This window comes from Plantactinospora endophytica (genome assembly GCF_016862915.1).
GTDB lineage: Bacteria > Actinomycetota > Actinomycetes > Mycobacteriales > Micromonosporaceae > Plantactinospora > Plantactinospora endophytica.
In genome coordinates this window covers 113,383-131,446 of the sequence record NZ_BONW01000025.1, presented here as the reverse complement: position 1 = coordinate 131,446, position 18,064 = coordinate 113,383, and the positions used below count along the sequence as shown (strand labels likewise).

The 18,064-nt window shown below is 72.6% G+C and carries 14 protein-coding genes and 1 riboswitch; of the genes, 7 read left to right on the top strand and 7 right to left on the bottom strand.

All coding sequences use genetic code 11. The features are described from left to right. Nucleotides 1–32: 32 nt before the first annotated feature. From Pen02_RS25965 to Pen02_RS25955, 3 genes are all read right to left on the bottom strand, one after another. The gene (locus Pen02_RS25965) at nt 33–1,064 is read right to left on the bottom strand and encodes a coiled-coil domain-containing protein (protein WP_203868707.1); all 1,032 of its coding nucleotides are present in this window, start codon (nt 1,062–1,064) and stop codon (nt 33–35) included. Between the two features lie 96 nt (nt 1,065–1,160). Next, nucleotides 1,161–1,289, bottom strand: a riboswitch (cyclic di-AMP (ydaO/yuaA leader). 275 nt (nt 1,290–1,564) lie between these two features. Continuing rightward, nucleotides 1,565–2,479, bottom strand: a complete 915-nt coding sequence (locus tag Pen02_RS25960; RefSeq protein ID WP_203868706.1) for a cation diffusion facilitator family transporter — start codon at nt 2,477–2,479, stop codon at nt 1,565–1,567. A 182-nt stretch (nt 2,480–2,661) separates the two neighbouring features. Further along, entirely contained in the window at nt 2,662–5,358 is a 2,697-nt protein-coding gene (locus tag Pen02_RS25955) for an ABC transporter permease (RefSeq protein WP_203868705.1), read from the bottom strand. A gap of 47 nt (nt 5,359–5,405) precedes the next feature. On the opposite strand from Pen02_RS25955, the gene Pen02_RS25950 reads away from it, so the two are divergent. Beyond that, nucleotides 5,406–5,849 carry a hypothetical protein gene (locus Pen02_RS25950; protein WP_203868704.1) on the top strand — a complete coding sequence of 148 codons (444 nt, stop codon included), beginning with the start codon at nt 5,406–5,408 and terminating at the stop codon, nt 5,847–5,849. Nucleotides 5,850–6,027: 178 nt separating this feature from the next. On the opposite strand, the gene Pen02_RS25945 is transcribed toward Pen02_RS25950, so the two are convergent. Beyond that, entirely contained in the window at nt 6,028–6,318 is a 291-nt protein-coding gene (locus Pen02_RS25945; protein ID WP_203868703.1) for a hypothetical protein, read from the bottom strand. A gap of 584 nt (nt 6,319–6,902) precedes the next feature. On the opposite strand from Pen02_RS25945, the gene Pen02_RS25940 reads away from it, so the two are divergent. Beyond that, nucleotides 6,903–7,688, top strand: a complete 786-nt coding sequence (locus Pen02_RS25940; protein ID WP_203868702.1) for a helix-turn-helix domain-containing protein — start codon at nt 6,903–6,905, stop codon at nt 7,686–7,688. Continuing rightward, nucleotides 7,675–7,869: a DUF397 domain-containing protein gene (locus Pen02_RS25935; protein ID WP_203868701.1), complete on the top strand. Its 195-nt coding sequence runs from the start codon at nt 7,675–7,677 to the stop codon at nt 7,867–7,869. The genes Pen02_RS25940 and Pen02_RS25935 overlap by 14 nt, the downstream gene beginning before the upstream one ends. A gap of 91 nt (nt 7,870–7,960) precedes the next feature. On the opposite strand, the gene Pen02_RS25930 is transcribed toward Pen02_RS25935, so the two are convergent. The 3 genes from Pen02_RS25930 to Pen02_RS25920 form a co-directional block, all read right to left on the bottom strand. Beyond that, nucleotides 7,961–10,081, bottom strand: a complete 2,121-nt coding sequence (locus Pen02_RS25930; protein WP_203868700.1) for a HelD family protein — start codon at nt 10,079–10,081, stop codon at nt 7,961–7,963. 253 nt (nt 10,082–10,334) lie between these two features. Further along, the gene (locus Pen02_RS25925) at nt 10,335–11,345 is read right to left on the bottom strand and encodes an alpha/beta fold hydrolase (RefSeq protein WP_203868699.1); all 1,011 of its coding nucleotides are present in this window, start codon (nt 11,343–11,345) and stop codon (nt 10,335–10,337) included. Between the two features lie 279 nt (nt 11,346–11,624). Beyond that, nucleotides 11,625–11,954 (bottom strand): hypothetical protein, encoded by a 330-nt coding sequence (locus Pen02_RS25920; RefSeq protein ID WP_203868698.1) that lies wholly within the window; start codon nt 11,952–11,954, stop codon nt 11,625–11,627. Nucleotides 11,955–12,249: 295 nt separating this feature from the next. Between Pen02_RS25920 and Pen02_RS25915 the strand changes: the two genes are divergently transcribed. The 4 genes from Pen02_RS25915 to Pen02_RS25900 all read left to right on the top strand — a co-directional run bounded on the left by Pen02_RS25915 (nt 12,250) and on the right by Pen02_RS25900 (nt 18,051). Beyond that, nucleotides 12,250–12,741 carry a DUF3145 domain-containing protein gene (locus Pen02_RS25915; protein WP_203868697.1) on the top strand — a complete coding sequence of 164 codons (492 nt, stop codon included), beginning with the start codon at nt 12,250–12,252 and terminating at the stop codon, nt 12,739–12,741. Nucleotides 12,742–12,907: 166 nt separating this feature from the next. Further along, a complete protein-coding gene (locus Pen02_RS25910; RefSeq protein WP_203868696.1) occupies nt 12,908–14,629 on the top strand; it encodes a glycoside hydrolase family 3 protein in 1,722 nt (573 codons plus the stop codon). A 63-nt stretch (nt 14,630–14,692) separates the two neighbouring features. Next, nucleotides 14,693–15,775 carry a glycosyltransferase family 2 protein gene (locus tag Pen02_RS25905; RefSeq protein WP_239141294.1) on the top strand — a complete coding sequence of 361 codons (1,083 nt, stop codon included), beginning with the start codon at nt 14,693–14,695 and terminating at the stop codon, nt 15,773–15,775. Further along, the gene (locus Pen02_RS25900) at nt 15,772–18,051 is read left to right on the top strand and encodes a hypothetical protein (RefSeq protein WP_203868695.1); all 2,280 of its coding nucleotides are present in this window, start codon (nt 15,772–15,774) and stop codon (nt 18,049–18,051) included. The genes Pen02_RS25905 and Pen02_RS25900 overlap by 4 nt, the downstream gene beginning before the upstream one ends. The last annotated feature ends 13 nt before the right edge of the window (nt 18,052–18,064 follow it).

The window sequence follows — 18,064 nt, the reverse complement described above, 5'->3', positions numbered from 1 at the left end:
GGCGGGCCGCTTCGTCGCGGACGTGCGGTCGATCAGTTCATCGACAGGTGTACGTGGTTGGTGTGATCGCTGGACGGGTCGCCGTTGCCCCCGTTGTACGTCTTCCAACCGCTGCTCGGCAGCCAGATCTGCTTGAACCAGATCACGTACAGCACACCCAGCCGATCGGCGTTGCGCACGAAGTACGCGGCCAGGTTGTTGCCGTACGTCCGGTCGCCGCCGGTGGCCACCCCGCCGAACCCGTTCTTCTGGGCGGCGAAGTCACACGCCTGACCCTTCGGGTGCTCGCCGCTGCCTCCGCTGCGGAAGCAGGAGACGAACCGGGTGAAGCCGGCCGCCTGGGCCTGCTTGAGCGCGTGCAGGGTGCGGGCGGTGATGCACCCGCTGGTGGTCGGGTCGTTCTGACTGCACGACTCGTCCGGGAAGGAACCGTCGGAGTTGCGGGGTGCCGGCTGCGCCGACCCGCCGCCGCTGCCGCTGATTCCCGAGCCGGCGCCGCCGCTGTTGTTCGCCGCCGCGAGCGCCCGTTCGGCCTGCTTCTTGCGGGTCTCCATCACCTCGACCTGCTTGCGCTGCTCGCCGACCTCCCGGTCGAGCGCAGCCTTGGCCTGGGTCTCCTTGTCCAGGCTCTCCCGCAGCCCGCGCAGCTCCCGGCTCTCGTTGGCCGAGATGGTGTCGAGGGCGGCGGCCCGGTCCACCAGGCTGGTCGGGGAGCCGCTGTTGAGCAGCGCGGAAACCTGCCCGAGCCGGCCGGTCCGGTAGGCCATGTCGGCCATCTCGCCGACCCGTGTGCTCCGGGTCGTCACCTCGGTACGCAGCGAGGCGAGCTCCTGGTTCAGTTCTTTCTGCCGCTTGACGGAGCTGTCCAACTTGTTCTTGGCGGTGACGTAGCCCTTGCTGGCGGCCTGGAGCTGCTCGCGCAGGCTGTCGGTGCCTCCGTCGATGTCGTCCCCGCCGGGTGCCGCGGCCAGCGCCCCGGGGGGCGCGTACTCCGGTGCCGCGGCGGCGGGTGCGCCGCCGAGGGCCGCGAGGACCATGCCCAGGGTGGCCACCATGGCTGTCATGGCGGTCGGCCGCGTCGCGGCCTTCCGGGGCGGTCTTCCGGCTCTGCGCGCGGACGCCGGAGCCATTCGGGTGGGTGCCAGGAACGGCATATGACAATGTCCTTCCGTCAGCCGCCGACCGGGTTAGCTGACGGGTTCGGGACGGAAGATCCCTACCGCAGGCGCGGATACACCCCTGGTACGTGGTTCCCCGGCTCGCGCGTGGCGATTAGGCGACGGCTCCCGCAGGCGCCGGAGGGCGCCGCCCGGCGGAAACCGGAGCCGAGCCTACCGGCAGTTGCCGTCCGGGGATACGTGGCGTTGCCGGAGTTAAATTCGCGATTCTCCTAATTGGAGGGGATGTATCCGGACAAAAAGTTCGCCAGCTCCCCCGAAACTTAAGATGCCGCTAACTATCGGTGAGCCTGGATCATCGTGCACGGCAGATTTCCGACACCTACCCGTCAGTACGTCGCCACGCACCGCAACCGTCACCGCTTCCGGTGTCGGCGTAACCGTCGTCACCAGTCGGTGCCGCCGCAGCCGCCCGGCGCGTCGTCCGGCTCGACCTGGAGGGTCGCGTGCGAGATGTGGAACTCCTCGCGCAGCGCCGACCGCGCCGCCGCCAGCACCGTACCGACCTCGGCGCCGGGGTCCAGGCTCAGGTGGGCCGAGGCCACCTCCATGCCGGAGGTGAGGGTCCAGACATGCAGGTCGTGTACGTCGCACACCCCGGGTACCCCGGCCAGCCGGCCGCGTACGGCGGCCACGTCGAGATGCTCCGGTGCGGCCTGCACCAGGATGCGTACGGCGCTGCGGCCGAGCCGCCAGGTGCGGGGCAGGATGAACAGCCCGACGGCCAACGCCACGATCGGATCGGCCCAGCGCCAGCCGGTCAGGATGATCACCACGGCGGCGACGATCACACCCGCCGAGTTGAGCAGGTCACCGAGCACCTCCAGATAGGCGCCGCGCAGGTTGATGCTCTCCCGCGCCCCGGCCCGGAGCAGCCCGAACGCGACGGCGTTGGCCAGCAGCCCGAGTACGGCCACCACCAGCATCGGGCCGGCCGCCACCCGGGGCGGATCCTCGAACCGGCGTACCGCCTCGACCAGGACGTAGAGGGCCACCCCGAACAGCAGTACCGCGTTGGCCAGCGCCGCCAGCACCTCCAGGCGGTAGAGCCCGAAGGTCCGCTGCGGGTCGCCCACCGCCCGCCGGGCCGCCGTGATCGCGGCCAGCGCCATCCCGATCCCGAGTACGTCGGTGAACATGTGACCGGCGTCGGAGAGCAGCGCGAGCGAGCCGGTGACCAGTGCGGCGACCGTCTCGACCAGCATCAGGACGGCGAGCAGTGCGAAGGCGGCCCAGAGCCGTCCCCGGTGCTGTTCCGCCGTACGGGTGAGCTGCCCCCCGTGGTCGTGCCCCGCGCCCACCCACCCCTCCTCGCCGTCGGCGGTCGCCCCTGCTGTCGATACTGCCGGCCGAGGACGCTGCCGGAACCGTTCCTATCCAGAAAACGACCGGACGGCGCGCGGCCGGTCGTCCCGCTCGGCGCGGGCAGGGGCGAGGGCAGGGTTAGGCGAGCGCGAGGGCAAGGCGCGGACGGCGCCGCCCCTCACCCCTCGTCGGCGAGCGTGCTGACGATCGGTGCCCGGGCCGCCCGGCGGGCCGGCAGCAGGCTGGCCAGCACCGCCGCTCCGGCCGCCAGCGCGGCGCAGAGAGCGAGCTGCCCGACGGGTACGGCCGGCAGCCCGTGCCCGTAGCTGCTGATCAGTCCCATCGCCGCCGTCCAGCCGAGGCCGAGGCCGAGCGCGATCCCGCCCAGTGCCCCGACCGCCCCGGCCAGGGCCGCCTCGGTGAGCAGCATCGCCGCCAGTTGCCGGCGGGACACGCCCAGTGCCCGGATCGTCGCGGACTCCCGGCGGCGTTCGAAGACCGACAGTGCGAGCGTGTTGCCGATGCCCAGCACGGCGACCAGCACCGACATGCCGAGCAGGGCGGCGAAGATGCCGAGCAACTCGTCGAGGGTGCGCGACAGCGCGTCGGCCTGGTCGGCGAGCCCGCGTACCCGAACCGCCGGTTGGTCGGCCAGGGCCGCGTCCAGCGCCTGCCGGCCGGCCGCCGTCGACACCCCCGGGGCGAGGTCGACGAGGAGCCGGTCCGGCTCACCCGGCCCGTACGCGGCGACGAACGACGACCAGGAGACCAGGGCGGCACCGTCGACCGGGGTGTCGTCGTAGACCGCCACCACGGTCAGCGGGCCGGGCGGGCCGAGGCCCAGCGCGATCCGGTCGCCGACCCCGACGCCCCGGTCGGCGGCGAGTTGCCGGCTCACCGCCACCGTTCCCGGGGCCAGCCCAGCCAGGCTGCCGGCGGTCACCTCGGGACGGATCACACCGTGCAACTGCTCCGGCGGTACCGCCCAGACCCGGATCCGGGCGTCCAGCGGCGAGCCGGCCAGGCGTACCTCGGCCAGGCGTACCTCGGCCAGGCGTATCTCGGCGACGGTGCCGAACGCCGGATCGGGGCGGAGCAGTTGTGCCACCCCGGGCGGCAGCGGGCCGCGTACCGCCGTGGGGGAGCCGTCGGTGCGGACCCGGTCCAGCACGAAGTCCACCGGGAAGTTCTCGGTCAGCTCCCGTCCGGCCTGCTCCCGGGCGGTCGCCAGCAGCACGCTGAACATCGCCATCAGCGCCACCCCGATGGTCAGCGCGGTACTGGTCGCCGCCGCCCGTCGGGGATTGCGCCGGGCGTTCGCCACGGCCAGCCGTACCACCGGCCCGAAGATCCGGGCCGGCAGCCACCCGACCAGCCGGACCGCCCGGGGGACCAGCAGCGGCGCCGCGACGACCGCGCCGAGGAAGGCGACCATGCCGCCGCCGAGCACCAGCGGCAGCCCGGGGAAGGCCAGCGGCAGGCCGACGAGTACGGCCAGCACACCCGTCCCGACCAGCCCGGCCGCGACCGCGATCCGGGCCCGGCGAGGGCGCCCCGGCCCGGGGCCGGCCTCGACGGCGTCCCGGGCCCGCAGCGCGGCCAGCGGCGGCACCCGGCTCGCCTCCACCGCCGGTACCAGCGCGGCCAGCACCGTGACCAGGACGCCGAAGCCGAGCGCGACGGCCACGGTCGGCCAGCGGACCACCGGGGCGTGCAGCGGGATGTCCGAGGCCACCAACTCCCGCCCCCGGATCAGCCCGTACCCGACGAGCAGGCTGGCCAGCAGCCCGCCGAGCGAGGCGAGCAGACCCAGCACGCCGGCCTCCAGCAGTACGGCGACGCCGACCTGCCGGCGGGACGCGCCGACGCAGCGGAGCAGGCTCAGCTCCCGGACCCGCTGCGCGCCGAGCATGGCGAAGGTGTTGTAGATGACGAACGCCGACACGGTGAGCGAGACCAGGCCGAAGCCGAGCAGCACGGCGAGGAAACCGTCGACGTACTTGGCCGCCTGGCGGGCCAGTCGGTCCCGCAGCGCCGCCCCGGACAGGGTGCTGGCTCCGGGGCCGACCGCCTCGGCGATCCGGGACCGCAGCCGGGTCGGGTCGGTACCGTCGGTGGCCCGGACCACCACCTGGGCGTAGTCGACGGTGGCGGTCAGCGTGCCGAGGTCGGCCGAGGTCAGCGCGGCGACGGTGGAGCCGCCGAAGAGCCGGTTCACCCCGAGGTCGAGCGTGCCGACCAGCCGCATCCGGTGCGGTGCGCCGGCCCGGTCCAGCACGGTCACCGGGCCGCCGGGAACGAAACCGGCGCCGGCCACCGTGGCCCGGTCCAGGGCGACCTCTCCGGCGGCGGTGGGCAGCCGGCCGGCGGCCACGTCGTACGGGGCGAGGGCGGACTCGGTCGGCACCGAGAGGGCGTACCCGATGTGCTCCCGGCTCGTGACCAGCTTGCCGTTCCGGTCGAGTACGCCCAGCCAGGCGACCACCCGGCCGTCCGCCGCCGCGACACCCTCGACGGCCCGGACGCGTTGCAGCGTCGCCGGGGTCAGCAGCCCGTGCTCCGGTTCGACCAGCACGTCCACGTTCCGGGCCGAGCGGGCCAGGTCGGTGTAGAACGCCGCCCGGGCGGTGTCGCCGTAGACCAGGGTGCCGGCCAGGAAGCCGACCGCCACCACCACCGCGAACCCGGTCAACACCACCCGTACGGCGTGCGCGCGCAGCCCGGCCAGGGCGAGGCGGAGCAGCGGGCGGTTCATCCGCCGGGGCGGGCGCCGGGGCGCACCGGTACGACGGGACGCATCGGGCCAGTGTCGCCGGGACCGGGCCGCGGCGCCGCCGAGCTGTCGAGATGCGGACAGCCCGGCGGCTCGGGACATGATCGCCTCATACGCCGCCCGTTGACAGCGGTGCGAACAATCGAGACGTGTCGGCTTCCGACGCGACGCTGGCGGGAGGGATCGAGTTGGCAGCCTACGTCGTTCGTGTCGACTACTTCTTCGCCGGACGGTGGTTGCCGTTGGAGACGCGGAACGTCTCGAAGAAGGACGCGGCAGGCTTCGGAAGCGCTCGGGAGTTGGCGAAGGAGTTGTGCCGGCAGCAGGAACTGTGGTGGGACGGCGGCAGCTTCCGGATTCAGGTGTGGCGTCCCGGCAAGTTCGTTCCGGGCGCCGACATGGAGGCGGTGGCACAGATCGTCCACCGGGAGCGACTCTTCGACCTACGAACCTATGCGATGGTGTTCCGTCGCCACTGGCCCGGGAAATGGGCGTCCTTCAAGGACGACTGGAAGCGGGCGGGGCAGGACGGGCAGCGGCAGGGGGCGGAGGCCAGAGAACGCCTGCTCCGACGCTGGCGGAGGGGCAATTGATCCGGCGTCGCAGGCGCACCCGTGCGGGGCGGACAGAGTGAACGATCCGGGTCGCACCCCGAGGCCACTCCAGAGGGGATAACGGTGGCCCCGGGGTGCTTCCCTGTCGGTGCCGGCCCCGGGTGATGCGCGGGGAAGCGGAGGCCGGTGCCGACGTTTCGGGGGTGCCGAACCGGCGCTATCGGCGGCGGGGCACCCAGTAGATGATCTGCCCGACGATCAGCGCCGGGTGCCGGTCGGGCAGCGCTTCCAGGGCGCGGGCGAGGTGCGCGGCGAGGTACATCATCAACCCCACCCGGTCACCGTCGAAGCCGATCAGCAGTGCCAGCCGGGCCGGCGCGCAGGGCCAGTCGTGTTCGCACTCTCGACAGGCGTACGTGTCCGTGGGGACGTGCTGCCCGGCCGTTTGGCGCTCCCGCACCCGTCGTCGGGCGATGTGTCGTTCCCACCGCACCCACGGCCCGATCACGGGTCTACACCCGCTCGGCGTGGCGGGCTCGGTGCTGCTGCGCCGGAGTCAGGCCGCCCGCCCGACCGTTGAGCAGATGCGCCCGGGTCGGCCCGTTCCACCCGTCGTACCGGCGCGCGTTGCGGGAGCCGGGGAGATGGATCAACGGCCGCTGCGGCTCCGCCGGTTGCGGGGGCGGAGGTGGCGGAGCGTCCTCGTGTCCGACCCGTGCTTCCCGCGCGATCCTGGCGTCAGGACAGATCCATCGGTGTCCACACCAGCAGTACCGCCACAGGCGCCACCAGATCCGGCGATGGCGAAGTCTGGTCCCTCGTAGCTGTCTCATTCTTTTGCCCTCCCGTTGCGACAAACAAGAGAAAGGGGCGGTGCCCGTGTCCCGTACGAGCACCGCCCCCGTTGACGGAAAGGCGACCCACCATCGGGGCGGATCTTGCGGGCCACGCCCCCGGCATGTTGAAGCGGGCCGCCGCAAATGCTTTTCCGTCTGCCCTCCACCCTGGACCGTGACGTTGCGATATCGGAAGATGAACGCGATGGCCGCCCGGTGATGGCGGCATACCTGCCGACCACCCGGGGTGATAACCATGAATGACCAACCGCCATCGCTGCCGGCCCGCATTCGTGAGCTGCGCACGCAGCGAAAGCTTTCTCAAGATCGGCTTGCCGCCGCGATCGGCGTGTCGAAGTCGACTGTTCAGTCCTTCGAGTCGGGGAAGCTGGTACCGCAGGAAGGTACGGCGCAACGCCTTGACGAGGCGTTTGGCACCGGCAGCGAAATCCAAGGGCTGGCAAAGACAGCACAGGAAGACCGCGCGCCATGGATGCGGCCCTGGGTAGAGCATGAGCTACGTGCGATCCTGCTTCAGAGCTGGGAGCCGATGTTGATCCCTGGCCTCGTCCAGCGCGAACCATACATGCGCGAGGTCTTCAAATCGATTCCTCGCAACAGGGATCGCATTGACGATATGGTGTCGACCCGACTCAATCGGCAAGCCGCCGTGCTGGAACGCGCCCCTTCGGTAGCGGTGACATGTCTGATAGGCGAGTTTGCGTTACGGCAGGGATCTCGGGAGGCATTGAAAGACCAACTCAGCCACCTGATCGATGTTGGCCACCGGTCGTCGGCGAAGATCAGGATCGTCCCTGGCGGAATGGGCATCCATGCTGGACTGGGCGGTCCACTCGCGCTGGCCACGATGCCGGACGGCCGGCGAGTCGGCTACCTCGACGACCAGTTGCGCGGCCGGGTAGCTACCTCGCCCGCCGACGTGACCGAGCTGGCGCTACTGTGGGAAGAAGTGGACGGGTTGGCGCTGTCCGTCGATCAGTCCAGAGACATCTTGCTGAGGATGATCAATGAACTCAAGTGAGCTGCCGAGGTTCCGCAAGAGCACTCGATCGGGCAACGGCGGCAACACCTGCGTCGAGGTGGCCGACAACCTCCCCGGCCGAGTGCTGGTCCGGGACACAAAGGACCGGGACGGCGGGACGTTGACCTTCGACCCGACCGCCTGGCGGGCGTTCGTCAGCCTGGCGAAGACCCACGCCTGACCCAGAGAGTCGTGCTGTTTCGGGGAAATAGTGCCTTCACCTGGCGACGGAAGGCACTATTTCCCTGTATTAGCACGATCTCCAGCGGGCGTTAGGTCGGTTCGACGGTGGTGAGGCGTTGGGTGGCGCGGGAGAGCGCGACGTAGAGGGTGCGTACCCCGGCCGCCGAACCGGCCCGGATCTCCGTCGGGCCGACCAGCACGACACCGTCGTACTCCATGCCCTTGGCCTGCATGGTGTCGACCACCTGGAGGCGCGGGTCCGGGGCCGGGTCGAACCAGCTCGCGATCTCGTCCCGGCGCGGCACCGGCGTGATCACCCCGACCGTCCCCTCCACCTCGGTGAGCAGCTTCGCCGCCGCCTCGCGGACCGCGTCCGGCAGCTCTTCGGCCGGCACCACCAGCTCGACCGGCGGTACCCCGGTGGCCCGGACCGCGACCGGCAGCGGCAGGTCGGGAGCGATCTCCCGGATCACCCGGGCCGCCGCCGCGAAGATCTCCGCCGAGTTGCGGTAGTTGGTGGTGAGGGTGAACTCGTGCCGGGGGCGGCGGCCCAGCGCCTTGTCCTGGGCCCGGGACAGCTCCGCCGGGTCGCCCGTCCAGGCGGTCTGGGCCGGGTCGCCGACCACGGTCCAGGAGGCCAGTCGACCCCGCCGGCCCAGCATCCGCCACTGCATCGGGGAGACGTCCTGGGACTCGTCGACGACCACGTGGGCGTACTCGCGGTAGTCGGCCGGCCGCTCGGCGGTGTCCCGGTCGGAGCGGGCCGAGCGCTGCCGGTCCGCGTACGTGGTCACCTCGCGCACCCCGCCGACGAGCTGGTACGGGTCACGCCTGCGCCGGGCCGGGCGCATCGGCCGGCCGAGCAGGTGGTCGAGTTCGTCGAGCAGGGCGACGTCGGCCACGGTGAGACCCTCGCCGCCCGACGTCCGGTACGCCTCGGCGAGCAGCCGGGTCTCGGCCCTCGACAGGATCCCGGCGGTGTACCGGCGCAGCCGCTCCGGCCGGGCCAGCCAGGGCAGTACGTGCCGGGGGTGTAGCCGGGGCCACCAGGCGCGCAGGAAGTCCCGGAACTCGGGGCGTTCGGCGATGTCGTCCTCGAAGCTGCGCTGGTCGGGCAGGCGGCCGACCCGCAGCTCCTGTGCCTGTGCCCAGAGGGCGGCGAAGATGCCGTCGAAGCCGGCCCGGCGTACCTCGTTGCGGCGGGCGCCCGGCGGCAGCGCCCGGGTCCGGATCCGTTCCAGTTCGGCGCCGGAGAGCCGGAGCAGTTCGCCCCGGTAGAGCAGCCGCAGCTCGTCCGGGGCGTCCGGGACCTGGTCCCGGACCGCCCGCTCCAGCACCCGGCGCATCCGCAGCGAGCCCTTGACGGCGGCCACCGCCGCCGGGTCGGTGCGGACGGCCTCGACCCCTTCGACGAGCGAGCCCAGCGAGTGCAGGGTGGCGGCGTTCTCGCCGAGCGAGGGGAGCACCGAGCCGATGTAGTCGACGAAGACGGCCGACGGACCCACCACCAGCACCCCGCCGCCGGCGAACCGGCTGCGGTCGGAGTAGAGCAGGTAGGCGGCCCGGTGCAGGGCCACCGCCGTCTTGCCGGTACCCGGACCGCCGGAGACCACGGTCACCCCGCCGGCCGGGGAGCGGATCGCCTCGTCCTGTTCCCGCTGGATGGTGGCGACGATGTCGCGCATCTCCCGGCCGGTGGTCCGGGACAGGTCGGCCAGCATCGCGCCGTCGCCGACCACCCGCATCCCGTCCGGCGCCGCCGCCGGGTCGAGCAGGTCGTCGGAGATCCGGGTCACCCGCTCGCCGCTGGAGGTGATCACCCGACGGCGTACGACGCCGGCCGGCTCGGCGGCCGTGGCCTGGTAGAAGGCGGCGGCTGCCGGTGCCCGCCAGTCGATCACGAGCGGTTCGGCGTGCTCCCCGCGTACGCCGAGCCGGCCGACGTGCAACACCTGCCCGGTACGCAGGTCCAGCCGGCCGAAGACCAGGCCCTCGTGTTCGGCGTCCAGGGTGTGCCGGCGCCGGGCGGCGTGGAAGACCATCGCGTCCCGTTCGACAAGCGCGCCGAAGTTGCCGACCCGGGCGAGTTGGTAGCCGTCCCGCTCGGCCAGCACGGCGGAGTGCCGCAACTGCGCCAGCCGGGCGTAGACCCGGTCCAGGTGGCGCTGTTCCGCCTCGATCTCCTGCCGCAGCGTGGTGTGGTCGGTCAACGCGTCTGCTCCCGGAGATCGATCTGCGGCCACGCGGCCACCCCGGACCGGCGGTCCGGAGCGCCACGCGCCGCGCATTTGCCAGGAAGCGAGGGTACGCCGTGCCGGCCCGGACCGACTCGGCCACGCCAGCCCCGGAGCGTGCCGATCCGGCGCAACGGCTGTGTCGAGGATCTCGGTGGCAGTGCTGGACGCCCCCGCCTCGGCCGGTCGGAAGGCTCGCGGGACAGCCTTAAGGGCTCGCGGGACAGCCCTAGGGGCATGCTGCGCCGCGTCGGGCGCCGACCCGTCTGGGCTGTTCGAGGATGGTCCGGGTCCGTCTCGTCCCGGCCCGGGCCGCCGCCTTCCGAGTGATCTTCCTCGCCGGCAGCACCCGGTCGACGACCGAGAGCAGCGCGGCGCTGACCAGGTCGGCGCGTTCCAGCATCAGCATGTGGCCGGCACCCGGGCAGACGGTCAGCTCGGTCGACGGCAGCGCCTCGGCGATCGACTCGGCACAGCGCGGCGGCGTGAGCCGGTCCCGGTCGCCGACCAGGGCCGCCGCCGGCAGGTCGTGGTCGGCGAGCGCGGCCAGGGTCTCCAGCCGGCGCTGCGCCCCGATGGACGGCCGGAACCCGCCGATCGAGACCAGCGAGGCCCGGGCCACCGCCGAGGTGGTGAGCCGGATGTCGGCCGGGTCGCAGGCGTCGCCGAAGAGCAGCCAGCGCAGGGTCGGGCGGATCGCCTGCAACAGCGGTGCCGGGGTGTGCCAGCCGCCACACCGGGCCAGCAGTCCGGCCCCGGCGGTCTCGGCGATCCGGATCAGCCGGGCCAGCGGGGCCGGTACGCCGTAGCCGGTGTGCGTGTGCCCCTCGGCGGTACTGGACACGAAGACGAGTCCGGCCACCCGGCGGGCGAAGTCGGCGGGGTGCCGGTGGGCGTACTCCATCACCGTCATGCCGCCCATCGAGTGCCCGACCAGCACCACCCGGCCGCTCGGTGCCAGCCTGGCGAGGAGTTCGGCCAGGTCGTCGCCGAGTTGGCCGAGAGTGGCCGAACGCAGCGTGGTCGGGCCGGACCGACCGTGCCCGCGCGCGTCGTAACAGACCACCCGAACCGTGTCGCCGTACCTCTCGCGCAGCGCGGTGACCTGCCGGTGCCAGGTACGCCCGTCCAGGGTCCAGCCGTGCAGCAGCACGACGGTGATCGGGGCGGCGTCCGGGCCGGAGACGTCGGCGTGCAGCGTCACCCCGTCGGTGAGCCGTACCGGGACCGGATCGGGCATGTTCACCTCCGCGTCGCGCCCGGGACCGTCGCCGCCCGGTGGATACCTGTCGGTGGGATACCCGTCCGTCGTCCCGCCGAATCATGTCCCGCCGATGGCCCGTGGCCGCTGGCCCGTGGTCGGTGGCCGGGTTCACGCTGTTCGGTGGCGGGAGGGCGGTGGGCTGCCGGGGCGTGCCGTCGAGGCGCTGGCGCGTCCGGGCACACGTGAACGCCCCGACCCGGAGGTGATCCGGGTCGGGGCGTTACGAAGTGGGTGGTGCTGGTGGTGCCGGTGTGCTCAGGCCTCGAAGACGCCGGCCTCGACCAGCCGCTTCTCGGTGGTGTCCCAGCCGTCCGACGGGTACGCCGCGGCCAGGTTGTTCAGCTCGGCGCGGATCTTGATGGCGTGGCCGGCACCGGCCAGCGTCCGGATCTCCTCGACGAAGGCCTCGGAGTCGGTGCGCAGGTGCGAGGTCTTGCCGTTGGTCAGGTTCCGCACGTAAGCGTGCTTGCCGCCGTTGAGCGGGATGAGGTACTTGAACTCACCGAGCACGCTCAGGGCGCCACCCTGGCCTGCCTGGCCGGCACGGACGGATGCGCGCGCGGTCTTGGAGGTGTTGCTCGCCACGGAGGTACTCCTTGAAGACGTACGGGAGGACTGAACAGTCCGAGGGGACAGCCTGGGCGACAGACGCCGCCGGGCAGATTTTACACGACAACGATGATGGCCGGTCGGCTACCGCCGCTGACGTGGGGTCCAACTACCGTCACCGGTACGGCTATTCCCCCGGGGCAGTTTCGTGAATCCCTGGCGTACCATCCGTCACAAGCGTCATCATGTGTTCCAGCAATCGCACGGTCAGATCAGCCCGCCGAGGTCGAGGTCGTAGGGGAAGACGCACCTCGCTCTCCGGGAGGTCACCGTGCCAACGCGTGGCGTCGTATACGTCCACTCAACCCCACTCGCCGTGTGCCAGCACGTCGAGTGGGCGATCGCGCGCGTCCTCACCGCGCCGGTCACCCTGCACTGGACGGCCCAGCCGGTCGATCCGGGCGCCCGTAGGGCGGAGTGCGGGTGGTCCGGCCGGCCGGGGACCGGTGCGGAACTGGCGGCTGCCCTGAGACAGTGGCCCATGATCCGCTTCGAGGTGACCGAGGAGCCGAGTCCCGGCGTGGACGGCGAACGATTCATGTACGTGCCCGGCCGGGGGCTGTTCCGGGCCACCACAGGAGCGGCCGGCGACATCCAGCTCGGCGAGGACCGGCTGCGGTCGATCATGGCGTCGGCCCGGGCGCCGGAGGCGCTCGCACACGCCCTCGACAAGGCGATGGGGACCGCCTGGGACGCCGAGCTGGAGCCGTACCGGTACGCCGGGGACGGCGCCCCGGTCACCCTGCTCACCCGGGTCGGCTGACCGCCGCTGGCACGGGCACCCGGCATGGGCAGCGGCACGGGCGCGGCACCGGCCCGCCGTCCGGCGCGTGCCGGCGCTCGGCGTGGTGCCGGTGGCTCGGCGTGCTGCGGTGGCGCGGGCGTTGGTCAAGTTGCCCGGGTAGAGGCGGGCTGGTGGGATAGCGGGCGTGCCAACTCCCCTCCGGCGCGCATCGGTCGTGCTTCCCCTCGTCACCGCCTTGATCGTCTCCGGCTGCGCCGGCTCGCGGCAGCCGGGGGCCGACCCCGCGCCCGGGGCGCCGACACCCTCGCCGACCGGCGCCAGCCCGTCGGCGGCGCCGGACCCGGCGGCCCGGGCGGCCCAGCTCGTCGCCACCCTCGCCGACGAGGACCTGGCCGGCCAGGTGCTGATGCCGTACGCCTACGGCAACTCGGCGACGAAGGTGTCGGGCGGGTCGGCGGCCGGCAACAGGAAGCTGGCCGGAGTCGAAACCCCGGCGGAGATGATCGCCAAGTACCGGCTGGGTGGACTGATCCTGGTCGGCTTCTCCGCCGACGACCCCACCAGCGACACCAACCCGACCACGAACGTCGACAGCCCGGCCCAGGTACGCGAGCTGACCGCCGGGCTACAGGCCGCGGCCGGGAAACTGCCGACCGGGGCCGCCCCGGCGCTGATCGGCATCGACCAGGAGTTCGGGGTGGTCACCCGGATCTCCGACGGGGTGACCAACCTGCCCAGCCCGATGGCGTTCGGCGCGGCCGGTGACCCGGCGGTCACCGAGTCGGCCTGGCGGGCCGCCGGCACCGAACTCGCCGCGCTCGGGGTCAACGTCGACTTCGCGCCGAGCGCCGACGTACTCGACGCGAACAGCCGGGTGATCGGCTCCCGCTCGTACGGCTCGGATCCGAAGGCGGCCGGCGCGCAGGTCGGCGCCGCCGTCCGGGGCTTGCAGGGCGCGGGCGTCGCGGCGACCCTCAAGCACTTCCCGGGGCACGGCCAGACCGCCGCCGACTCGCACAAGGGCCTGCCGGTGGTGACCGCCGACCGGAAGAAGCTGGAGGCCAACGCGCTGCCGCCGTTCTCGGCCGGGATCGCCGCCGGGGCCTGGCTGGTGATGTCCGGGCACCTCGACGTCCGCGCGGTCGACCCGGAGGTGCCGGCGACCTTCTCCCGCAAGCTGCTCACCGACGTGCTCCGGGGACAGCTCGGCTTCACCGGTGTGCTGGTCACCGACGCGATGGACATGGCGGCGGTGGCCAAGCAGCCGCCCGGGACGACCGCCGTGCGGGCCCTCAACGCCGGCAACGACCTGGTGCTGATGCCGCCGAACGTGACCGAGGCGTACAACGGGGTGCTGGCCGCGCTGCGGGACGGTTCGCTGCCCCGGGCCCGGCTGGTGGAGGCGGCGACCCGGGTGCTCACGCTCAGGTTCCGGCTGGCCGAGGGGTCCCGGCCGGCGATGGAGACGCTGAACAGCGCCGGGCACCAGGAGGCCGCCCGCCGCGCGTCGGCGTCGTCGATCACGATGCTGCGCGGAAGCTGCGGCGCACCGCTGGTGACCGGGCCGGTGACGGTGACCGCCGCCAGCGGCCGGGAGCGCAGCCGGGACCGGCTCGCCAAGGCGCTGGGCGCCGCCGGGGTCAGGGTGACCCCGTCCGGCGGGGCCGTGGTGCACCTCGTCGGGTACGACGACGGCACCGCCGACCTGCGCGCCGACGCGGCCGTGACGGTGGCGATGGACACCCCGTACCTGCTCGGCAAGGCCGGCTCCAAGGTGCTGCTGGCGACGTACTCCTCGACGTCGGCGTCGCTGACCGCGCTGGCCGAGGTACTTGCCGGCAAGGCCCGGCCGACCGGGCGCTCCCCGGTGGCGGTGGCCGGACTGCCCCGGACGAGCTGCTCCTGAACAGTGGGGGAGGTCGGGCCGCTGGTGAGATCGGTCACTGGACCGGCTGGTAGCGTTCGGCTGTTGTCCGGTGAGCTGAAGACGGGGGTGTGCGCGGTGACGAGCCGGGAGCCGGCCCTGTCCGTGGTGGTGCCGATCTACAACGAGGAGAGCGTCCTTCCGTTGCTGGTCGAACGGCTCCGACCGGTGCTCGACGGGCTCGGCGAGCCGTACGAGGTGGTCGCCGTCGACGACGGCAGCACCGACGCCACCCCGGTACTGCTGGTCGGGATGCGGCGCGGCTGGCCGCAGCTTCGGATCGTCCGGCTCCGCCGCAACAGCGGTCACCAGGCGGCGCTGATCGCCGGGCTGTTCCGGGCCCGGGGCAGCTACGTCGCCAGTATCGACGCCGACCTCCAGGATCCGCCGGAGGTGCTGGTCGAGATGTTGCGGCTGGCCCGGGACGGCGGACTGGACATCGTCTACGGGGTACGCGGCGACCGCTCCACCGACACCACCTTCAAGCGGTCCACGGCGGGGATCTACTACCGGGTGGTCCGCCGGCTGGTCGGCAACGCCGTGCCGGCCCAGGCGGGAGACTTCCGCCTGCTCAGCCGGGCGACCGTCGAGGCCCTGCGCGAGCTGCCCGAACGACGCCCGGTGCTCCGGCTGGTGGTGCCCTGGCTGGGCTTTCCCAGCGGAGAGGTGAGCTACGTCCGCGAGCCGCGTGCGGCGGGCAGCACGAAGTACTCGCTGTCCCGGATGTTCCGGCTGGCCACCGACAGCATCACCAGCTTCTCCGGCGCCCCGCTGCGGGCGGCGACCTGGCTCGGGGCCGGCGGCATGCTGCTCTGCCTGGTCATGGTGGTCTTCGCCGTGGTGATGTACTTCCGCGACTCCACCGTCACCGGCTGGGCCTCGCTCTACGTCGCGGTGCTCTTCCTCGGTGCCGTCCAGTTGCTCTGTCTCGGGCTGCTCGGCGAGTACATCGCCCGGATCTACGCGGCGGTGCAGGGCCGGCCCAGCTACTTCGTCGGCTCCGACACGGCCGACCTGGTCGAGGAGGCGGTCCCGGTGACCGAGGTGCCACCCCAACCGGGCGAGGTGCCGGTCCGAGGTCCGGAGGTGCCGGTCCTGGCGACCGAGGCACCGAGGGTGGTCCGGTGACCGCAACCGCTCCGGTGGAGGCGGACTCCGCCGCCCCGGCCGGCCCGCCGGTACCCGCCGCACTGCTCCGCTGGGCGCCGCTGCTGGTCGGAGCCGGCCACTTCGCCGTGGTACTGCTGGCCGCCGACACCGCCCCGCTCGATCTCGTCCGGTACGCCGGCTACCTGCTGTTCGCGCTGATCCTGCCCGGCACCCTGGTCTACCGGGCGCTGCGGCGCCGGCCGCACACCCTGGTCGAGGACGTGGCGATGGGTGCCGCCGTCGGGCTGGTGCTGGAGTTGCCGGCCTGGGCGCTGTACGCCTGGCTCGGCCTCGCCGGCTGGCTCTGGACCTGGCCGGCGGCGATCGTCGCGCTCTTCCTGGCCGTGCCGAAACTGCGCCGGCACTGGCTGGTCCGGGACTACCGGCCGACCCCGGTCGGCTGGTCGTGGTCGGTGGCCGGGGCGGTGGCGTTCTTCACCACCTACCTCTCCAGCACCTTCCTGGAGCGCAACCCGATCCTGCCCACCTCCGAGGACACCCACCAGTATCTCGACCTGGCCTACCAGCTCTCGCTGGCCGGGGAGGCGAAGCACCAGTTCCCGATCCACCTGCCGCAGGTGGCCGCCGAACCGCTCGACTACCACTGGTTCGGTTACGTGCACATGGCCGCGACCAGCCTGATCGGCGGGATCGACCTGCCGGTGGTGGCGCTCCGGCTGACCATCCCGGCACTGTGCGCCGCCGCGATCGTGCTCACCGCCGTGCTGGGCTGGCGGGTCAGCGGCCGGCCGGCGGTCGGTGCGGTCGCGGCCGTGCTGTTCTTCGTGATCGGCGAGACGAACTTCACCGACCCGGTGACCATGCCGTTCGGCACCCAGGCGTCGTTCGTGATCTGGCACGGCATGTCGATGATCTACAGCTGGGTGCTGCTGATCGCGCTGATCGCCGTACTCGCCGACGTGGTCGACCGGCGGGCCGACCGGCCGGTCGCCGCGATCGGCAAGGGAGCGTTCGTACTTGCCCCGCTGCTGATGCTCGCCTCCAGCGGGGCGAAGGCCAGTTCGTTGCCGGTGGTCGGGCTGGCGCTGGCGGTCACCGCGGTCGCGCTGTTGATCGGTACCCGTCGGATCCCGTGGGCGGTGGTCGGGGCGGGGCTGGCCACCGCCGCTGCGCAACTCTTCGCCACCGCCGTGCTCTACCGGTTCAAGTCGTACGGCATGGCGGTCGAGCCGCTGGTCAGCAGCCTGGAGCCGTACTGGACGCCACCGCCGGACGGCTGGCCGATGCCGCTGGCGGTGCTTGCCGTGGTCGCCGCCTTCGTGGTGAACATGCAGCTCCGGGTGGTCGGCATCGGGCCGCTGCTCTGGCTGCGCCGGGGCCGGCTCGAACCGGTGCAGTGGTTCCTGCTCGGCGGCGCGCTCGCCGGGCCGGCGCTCTATCTGCTGCTGCGTCAGCCGGGCGGCGCCAACCAGTACTTCACCCGGGCCGGGTTCACCTTCGCGGTGGTCCTGTCCGCCTGGGGTTACCTGATGGTCGCCGACCGGGCCCGGCTGAGCCGGCGTTCCGGTACCGTGCTCGGGTTCTGTGCGCTCGCCCTGGCCGTCGCGCTGGTCGCGATCCAGTTCGAGTACGCGGAGCCGGCCACCGGGGAGACCATGTTCGACTGGCTGCGCCCGCTGCTCTGGTGGTCGGCCGTGCTGGCCGTGCTGGCGGCGATCGCCGCCGGGATCTGGCTGCCGGCCAGCCTGGGCATCGCCGCCTTGCAGAAGCGGGGCGGGATCGCCCTGCTCACCGCCGTGCTGGTGGTCGGGGCGCCGGGGCTGCTGATGGACATGCGCAAGTCGGAGGCATCGCCGAACGGCGGCGCGTACGCCAACATCTCGCTGCCGAAGTCCCGGATCGACGCCGCCCGGTTCGCCCGGGACCACAGCGCTCCGGGTGACGTGCTCGCCACCAACGTGCACTGCCTGGCGGTGGTGAACGGCTGGTGCGACGCCCGCTCGTTCTGGCTCAGCGCGTACGCCGAGCGTCGGGTGCTGGTCGAGGGCTGGGGGTTCGCGCCCCGGGTGGCGTCGTCGGGGGCGTACACGCCGTTCTGGGACCAGGACCTGCTGCGCCGCAACGACGAGGCGATCACGGCGCCGACCGAGGCCGGGTTGCGGGAGTTGCGGGACCGGCACGCCGTACGGTGGCTCGTGGTGGACCGGTCGGTCGGGTTGGAGTCCCCGGACCTGGGCCGGCTGGCCCGGCTGCGGTTCGAGAACGGCCGGATGGCGGTCTACCAGCTTCCGTGAGGACGGGCCGGGA

Coding starts and splice junctions, on each gene's coding strand:
- Pen02_RS25965 (WP_203868707.1), bottom strand. CDS start 1,064: ATGACAGCCATGGTGGCCACCCTGGGCATGGTCCTCGCGGCCCTCGGC.
- Pen02_RS25955 (WP_203868705.1), bottom strand. CDS start 5,358: ATGTCCCGAGCCGCCGGGCTGTCCGCATCTCGACAGCTCGGCGGCGCC.
- Pen02_RS25940 (WP_203868702.1), top strand. CDS start 6,903: ATGAATGACCAACCGCCATCGCTGCCGGCCCGCATTCGTGAGCTGCGC.
- Pen02_RS25935 (WP_203868701.1), top strand. CDS start 7,675: ATGAACTCAAGTGAGCTGCCGAGGTTCCGCAAGAGCACTCGATCGGGC.
- Pen02_RS25925 (WP_203868699.1), bottom strand. CDS start 11,345: ATGCCCGATCCGGTCCCGGTACGGCTCACCGACGGGGTGACGCTGCAC.